The organism is Streptomyces cellostaticus (assembly GCF_023630175.1).
GTDB classification, from domain to species: Bacteria; Actinomycetota; Actinomycetes; order Streptomycetales; family Streptomycetaceae; genus Streptomyces; species Streptomyces cellostaticus_A.
Genome location: NZ_JALLIN010000092.1, coordinates 1 through 6,240 on the forward strand (window position 1 = coordinate 1; position 6,240 = coordinate 6,240).

The following is a 6,240-nucleotide window of genomic DNA, read 5'->3' on the forward strand; positions in this document are numbered from 1 at the left end:
CTTGTTCGGTTTTCTGGGCGGTGTGATCGCCTTGCCGGGGTGGTCGCGCCGGAGCCCGAGGTAGCCGTCGTCCAGCAGCACTTCCACGTCTGGGAAGTGCTGGAAGCAGATCCCGATGCCTTCGTTGCGTGCGGCGGTCGCCTCATGCATCCGTCCCGGCCGCAGGGCGTCGGTCCAGAGCGTGCGACCCTGGTGGTCAGCGATGACGGTGGCCTTCATGGTGTTCTGCTTCTTCTTGCCCGAAACGAACGCCCGGCGTCCGCCGCGGCCGGCTGCGGGACGTCGGACCTGAACCTCGGTGGCATCCAGCCGCAGCTCGATGCCCTCGGCCTGGGCATAAGCGAATACATCCGCCAGGGTCCGCGGCCGCAGGCCGGGCCGGCCGGGGACCGCGCATCCTCGTTCGGCCAGGAGCCTGCGTATCTCTCCGATCGCGCGGGTGACGGTGGAGCGGTCGACACCGAACAAGAGGGCGAGGGCAGAGTGCGGAAGATCGTGCCGCAGGTGGATCAGCGTGACGACCAGCCGGTCGGCGAACACCAGTCGATGCCGGGCACCTGCCCCCGCCTCACGTTTCCTGGGTCCGCCGCGTGCCTCGTGACGGCGCCCCTCGACCACGGCCTCCCAAGAATCGGCCAACTCCTGAACCAAGCAGGCTAGATGCTGCTGGGAGACCCCTGTGAACAGCTGATGCGCGAGGACGTTCCGGTTGACCATGATCGCCACGGGCTGGATCATCCCACCCTCGCGTGATCACACCTCAACCGTTACCACGCACCAGCTCGTTAGCCTCAGGCTTTCACGAGGTGAGCTGTCCAGGGGTTGATCAGAAACACGGAAAGTGCCCTTGACCTGCAACGATAGGACTTGCTGAGGGTCCTGTTGGTCGCAAGGAAAAGAGCACTTTCCAGGTGAGAGAGCCTATCTCGTCGTACCCGCGTGTCCGTGTCCAGGGAGACGGACGGCAGGCGGTCTCGCAGGGTGGTGCGGTCCTGCTGCTGGAGACGGTCCGCAAGATCGGCCTTGACCAGGCGATATCCGCGCAACTGGCGGCCTGGCGCAAGCCGCGGGCCGTTCACGATCCTGGGAAGGTCCTGGTGGACCTTGCTCTGGCAGTCGCGCTGGGCGGGGACTGTCTCGCGGACGTGGCGATGCTGCGGTGTGAGCCGTCCGTGTTCGGACCGGTGGCTTCCGACCCGACGGTCTCACGCCTGATCGACACCCTCGCCGGCTCCGGCGAGAAGGCTCTGCAGGCCATCCGTTCCGCACGGGCAGAAGTCCGCAGCCGGGTCTGGTCATTGGCGGGCGAGAACGCCCCGGACGCCGGTGGACAGGTCACGGTCGACCTCGACGGCGTCCTCGTGATCGCGCACTCCGACAAGGAGGCCGCGGCCGCGACCTGGAAGAAGACCTACGGCCATCACCCCCTGACGGCCTTCGTCGACCACGGCCCGGGCGGAACCGGGGAACCGGTCGCCGCTCTCCTCAGACCGGGGAACGCGGGCTCGAACACGGCCGCCGACCACATTGCCACCGCTCAACTCGCCCTGGCCCAACTGCCGAAGAAGTACCGGCGGGGGCGGCGGACGCTGATCCGCACGGACTCCGCCGGCGGCACCCACGACTTCGTGTCCTGGCTCGCCAGGCGCGGACGATGGCTGTCCTACTCGGTCGGCATGGTGATCACCGAGACGATCCACCAGCATGTGCTGAAGATCCCGGCATCGGCCTGGACCCCGGCCGTCGAGACCGGCGGCGAGGTCCGCGACGGAGCGTGGGTCGCCGAACTCACCGGTGACGTCCTTGAGGGCTGGCCGAAGGGCATGCGTCTGATCGTCCGCAAAGAACGGCCGCATCCCGGTGCCCAGTTGAGGATCACCGACGCGGAGGGCATGCGGATCACCTGCTTTGCCACCAACACCGCAGAGCGTCCGATCGCCCGGCTTGAGCTCCGTCACCGCCTGCGGGCCCGGGCCGAAGACCGGATCCGGGCCGCCCGCGCGACCGGCCTGCGCAACCTTCCCCTGCACCGCACCGCACAGAACAAGGTCTGGCTCGAGATCGTCCAGATCGCTCTCGACCTGCTGGCCTGGATGCCCATGCTCGCCCTGACCGGCCAGGCCCGCCTTTGGGAGCCCCGCCGTCTGCGACTCCGCCTGTTCTCCGCGGCCGGACAACTCGTCACCACCGGTCGGCGCCGCATCCTCCGCCTCGCCCGCCACTGGCCCTGGACCTACGAGATCACAGGCGCCCTCGAACGGCTCACCCTCCTGCCGAACCCCGACTGACCAGCGGATTCGCCTGTCCTACGAAACGAGGACCCCGCCCGGAGCAGTGGAACCCGGCGCCCACCCGACGCGACACTCGGGCCGCCAGCATGCCCGCCATCAGCCACAAAGCGAAACGGTCCGCCGACTCCACCGGCGGACCGTCATGCAAGATCGAGGTTAGAAGGAGCCCCGGTGAGTGCGAGACCAGCGAAATGTCGGCCGCCTCCGTCGCCGAGTCGGGACGCGGAGCGTAAGGCATCGGAGCGGCTCCAGCTATGGGAGTGAGAGCAGGCGCCATTCGGTCCCGCCTGTATCGAATTGGATATTCGCAGAGATCGCAAGATCTGCTCAGTACTTCCCGATCCAGACAATCCGGAACAGGAGGGATGCACTGAAAACCGCACTTATCGAAGTGCAACCACGAGGCGGAAGTCGACTCCTAGCGACCTGCCTAAAGGTAACATGCCGGGCCATCTCAGGCACATTTGGGGTTTCGATATGCGGGGCAAAGAGGTTCAAAAAAATCCTTGACAGCCGATGTGCTGCCTGTACATGATCAACCTGCGCGAGGGAGAACGTGTTGATGTCGATCGGTATGCAATGTGCCTCACTTAGGGGTTTTCCCAGGCGCAGGCTTCATGCATCCAGCGATCCCGCCAGGGTGCCAACTGCTGCAGGGAGGCCGCGGCCCTGACCTGACTCACGCTTCGTCGGAACGAGGGGGCCGGACGCGGCACCTGACTGACGGTGAATTCTTCGTAAAACAGGAGAGGTAATTGGAAAGCTATCCTCCGATACGCATTCGGGGCGGGCACCCACTTCGCGGTACCGCTGAAATTCAGGGCGCCAAAGGATGTGCCGTTCTTCTTTCGGCGGCAGCGTTCGTCAGTGACAGTCCAGTGACTTTGACGAACATGCCTCACATTCTGGATGTCGATGTCGCAGTTCACATTGCGAAAGAACTCGGGCACGACGCACGAATGATCGACCATTCTTTCAACTTCCAACCGGCATTGATGATGCAAAGACCTGTCATTTCCGCGGAACTCGGCCAACGTCTGCGGGTGACTCCCTGTCTTGCAGCCGCCATTCTGGCCAGTGAGGGAGAGGTGCAGTTTCCCCTGCCAGGCGGCGATGCCTTCTGCCCTCGCCCCATAGACAAGCATCTCGCGGCTATGGAGGCCGCGGGGGCGACTATATCCACAGACGAAAGCACTATCACAGCGCAGATATCCGGCCGCCGGCCCGTTCCTTTCAAGTTCTCAGCGGGGACCGATAACGGGCCAAGCCTAGGAGCGACCGTCACCGCGTTGCTCCTGGCCTCGCGGGCCCAAGGAGTATCGCTGATCACCGAGCCGAGCCCGGAACCCGAGGTAGAGCATGTTCTGTCTTTTTTGAGCAAGTGCGGCATCGCGACAAAGCGTCGGTTCGACGGCGCCATCGAGGTGGCAGGAAGTTCTGGCCTACACCGCGCAACGAAGAAGTTGCCTGCCGATCGCCTGGAAGCGGGCACACTCGCCATCGCTACCGTGCTTACCGGGGGGTCCGTGACTCTCGCAGACTTCGACCGCAATGACCTACCGGAGACCTTCTGGTCTCTGCTGCATGAGGCGGGAGCGCTGATCAACACTGGCTCTGTCGGCTGTACAATCGGTGTGCGCGATCAAGTGCCCGACGACGACCTTCGCGTGCGGGACATTGTAACTGCGCCGCATCCAGGGTTTCCGACCGATTTGCAGCCACAAGCCACGGTGCTGACAACAAAAATGGCAGGCACGACGCGCATCTTCGAGGGTGTCCACGCTCGCAGGTCCAGTCACGTTGACGGTCTGCGGCAATTCGGTGCGCGGATCAGCTCGGCCGGACGCACAATAACCGTCACGGGGCCGACAACGTTAAAGGCCGCAGACGTCGCGGGCGAAGACATACGGTGCGTGGTTGCATTTATGCTCGCTGCTCTTACGGCGGACGGATGGTCGACCATCCACGGTGGTTACCACCTCCAAAGAGGGCATGGCGATCTGGCCGCAACTTTGCGTGCCCTGGGCGCAGAAGTGCATGAGGATGAAATGGAGGCGTGCAGCGGTGGAAAGTGAGCGCTGGAAAGTACCCCCGCAGGGGGCTCTTATCGCACTATGTGGGCTTGATGGATCTGGCAAAACGACACAGGCCCAACTGCTGGAAAAGCGCCTCATGGAGAGGCGTACCGTGTATCGCACTCGGCCGGTCACTGCACAGTTCCGTGACGATCCGACACTAAAAGCCTTCCTCAATCAGGAGTTGTCGGACGCGGACATGAAAGATGTTGTCCCGGAGCTTGTGCTTTTCAGCGCCATGGACCGCTTGCGTCACATGCGCACCGAAATGCTCCCCAGAATGCGAGACGGCGCAGTGGTTGTGTCCGATCGGTACGTGTACAGCTCGTACGCGTGGATGGTTCCCCGGGGTATTCCCGATTTGGATTGGGTGATGCAGCTCAACCGCTACCTCCCGGAACCACAACTCACCGTCTACCTCGATATCCCAGCCGAGGTGGCTGTCGATAGGATCCGAAGTCGCGGTGACAAGCCTCGGTGGGAAGAATTGGATCACGACCGGATGTCCCAGGTTCGAAATATCTTCCTGGGCCGAGAATGGGGGAAGGACGAGAATTACCACGTTCTGGACGGCCAGCAGCCTGTCCACGTGCTCGAGGAACACATCGGCCGCCTTGCCGAGGCTGCTCTGCAGAAAAGAGACGCCGAACTGGCTACCGTGCAAAAAGAAGAAGCTCTGAAGGAGACACCGACAATCCCGTGTGCAAAGGTTGTCGGGCATGGATGACCCGAAGAGGGTCAGGACCGCGTCAGTGCTACTAGTGGACGTGCAAGGACGCCTCTTGCTCCAACTGCGCGACGGAAAGGCGCCAGTCGGTCCAAACAAGTGGGCCATTCCCGGTGGGTACATAAACCCAGGCGAGACTCCTGAGTTCGCAGCTCAACGAGAGCTCCGAGAGGAGACGGGTCTAGTTGCCACCAACGCTTCTTTCGGACTGTTCTGGCATGGCCTTCGGACTTTCAGCAACGCACTCGGCCACGCCGAATGGAACGTTTACTGTGCAGCGACGCAAGCAAAACAAGAGGACGTCGTCCTCGGCGAGGGAGCAGCGATGGTGTTCCTGAGTCCTCCCGAAATCGATCAGCTTCCGCTGGTGGAGAATGCCCGATATTTCGTCCGCAAGTTCCTGAATTCGGCACATTATCAGCGGCTCCGAACGCACCGATAACTCGAGCCGGCCGACTCTGCCGTGCCCCACCGTTCTAGACGCAAGCCAGGTACGCTCGACGCAAACCAAGGCGTCGGCGACAGCAGCCGGATGACCCCGTCAAAACACCGTTTTTGGCATCACCTGCCATGGCACCTCAGATGATCACCACACCAGGCGTCCATCGATTCAGGTAACTCAGCCGAGGGCAATCCCCCTTGACGTGATGATGTGCTAAGTGTTTGACTCTCATCACTGTTAGGGGTGCGCAAGTTTCGCGCTTGTTCGGTACTGACGAGGTGCGTGCCGTGGCCAATGCGGTGCTGACTCCGGAGCTGATGACGGCTCTCGGCCGTGCGTTAGGCATCCATCTGCTTGACGAAGCATCAGTCAAGCATCGCGTAGTGGTAGGCCGTGATCCTCGGCCATCAAGCGAACTTTTGGAAGAAGCATTTCTCACCGGCCTATGGCCGGGTGTGAGGCAATCACCGTCGGCGTCCTTCCTACTACGGCCGTCGCTCATCTCACCACCCACTTCGGAGCAGCCGCTGGCGCAGTCATCACTGCCTCCTGCAACCCGCCGGAGGGCAACGGATTGAAGCTGTTCGATCAGGCTGGATATAAGACCGTGAGGCTTTCCACTCTCACTCTGAGGTGGTCAGGTGAAGGGTGAGGACGCAGCGCTCCGGCAAAGTCGTCTGGCGGCCCTGTGACGTGGGGTTTTGT

Annotated in this window: 6 protein-coding genes and 1 pseudogene; 6 read left to right on the forward strand and 1 reads right to left on the reverse strand. The window is 62.6% G+C overall.

Features of this window, described 5'->3' with window-relative positions:
• On the reverse strand, positions 1-717 hold a 717-nt coding region (locus tag MXD57_RS30920), incomplete at its 3' end, for a transposase (RefSeq protein WP_250405534.1).
• Positions 718-911: 194 nt separating this feature from the next.
• Between MXD57_RS30920 and MXD57_RS30925 the strand changes: the two genes are divergently transcribed.
• From MXD57_RS30925 to MXD57_RS32140, 6 genes and pseudogenes are all read left to right on the forward strand, one after another.
• Entirely contained in the window at positions 912-2,288 is a 1,377-nt protein-coding gene (locus tag MXD57_RS30925; RefSeq protein ID WP_250405531.1) for an IS1380 family transposase, read from the forward strand.
• 758 nt (positions 2,289-3,046) lie between these two features.
• On the forward strand, positions 3,047-4,366 hold the full coding sequence (locus MXD57_RS30930) for a UDP-N-acetylglucosamine 1-carboxyvinyltransferase (RefSeq protein ID WP_250405532.1): 1,320 nt from the start codon (positions 3,047-3,049) through the stop codon (positions 4,364-4,366).
• The gene (tmk, locus tag MXD57_RS30935; RefSeq protein WP_250405533.1) at positions 4,356-5,093 is read left to right on the forward strand and encodes a dTMP kinase; all 738 of its coding nucleotides are present in this window, start codon (positions 4,356-4,358) and stop codon (positions 5,091-5,093) included. Before MXD57_RS30930 ends, tmk begins: the two co-directional genes overlap by 11 nt.
• Positions 5,086-5,535: an NUDIX domain-containing protein gene (locus MXD57_RS32130; RefSeq protein WP_374114770.1), complete on the forward strand. Its 450-nt coding sequence runs from the start codon at positions 5,086-5,088 to the stop codon at positions 5,533-5,535. Before tmk ends, MXD57_RS32130 begins: the two co-directional genes overlap by 8 nt.
• A 260-nt stretch (positions 5,536-5,795) precedes the next feature.
• Positions 5,796-5,969, forward strand: a pseudogene (locus tag MXD57_RS32135) (hypothetical protein); the annotation flags it as partial.
• A gap of 11 nt (positions 5,970-5,980) precedes the next feature.
• Positions 5,981-6,187 carry a hypothetical protein gene (locus MXD57_RS32140; RefSeq protein ID WP_374114771.1) on the forward strand — a complete coding sequence of 69 codons (207 nt, stop codon included), beginning with the start codon at positions 5,981-5,983 and terminating at the stop codon, positions 6,185-6,187.
• Positions 6,188-6,240: the final 53 nt, after the last annotated feature.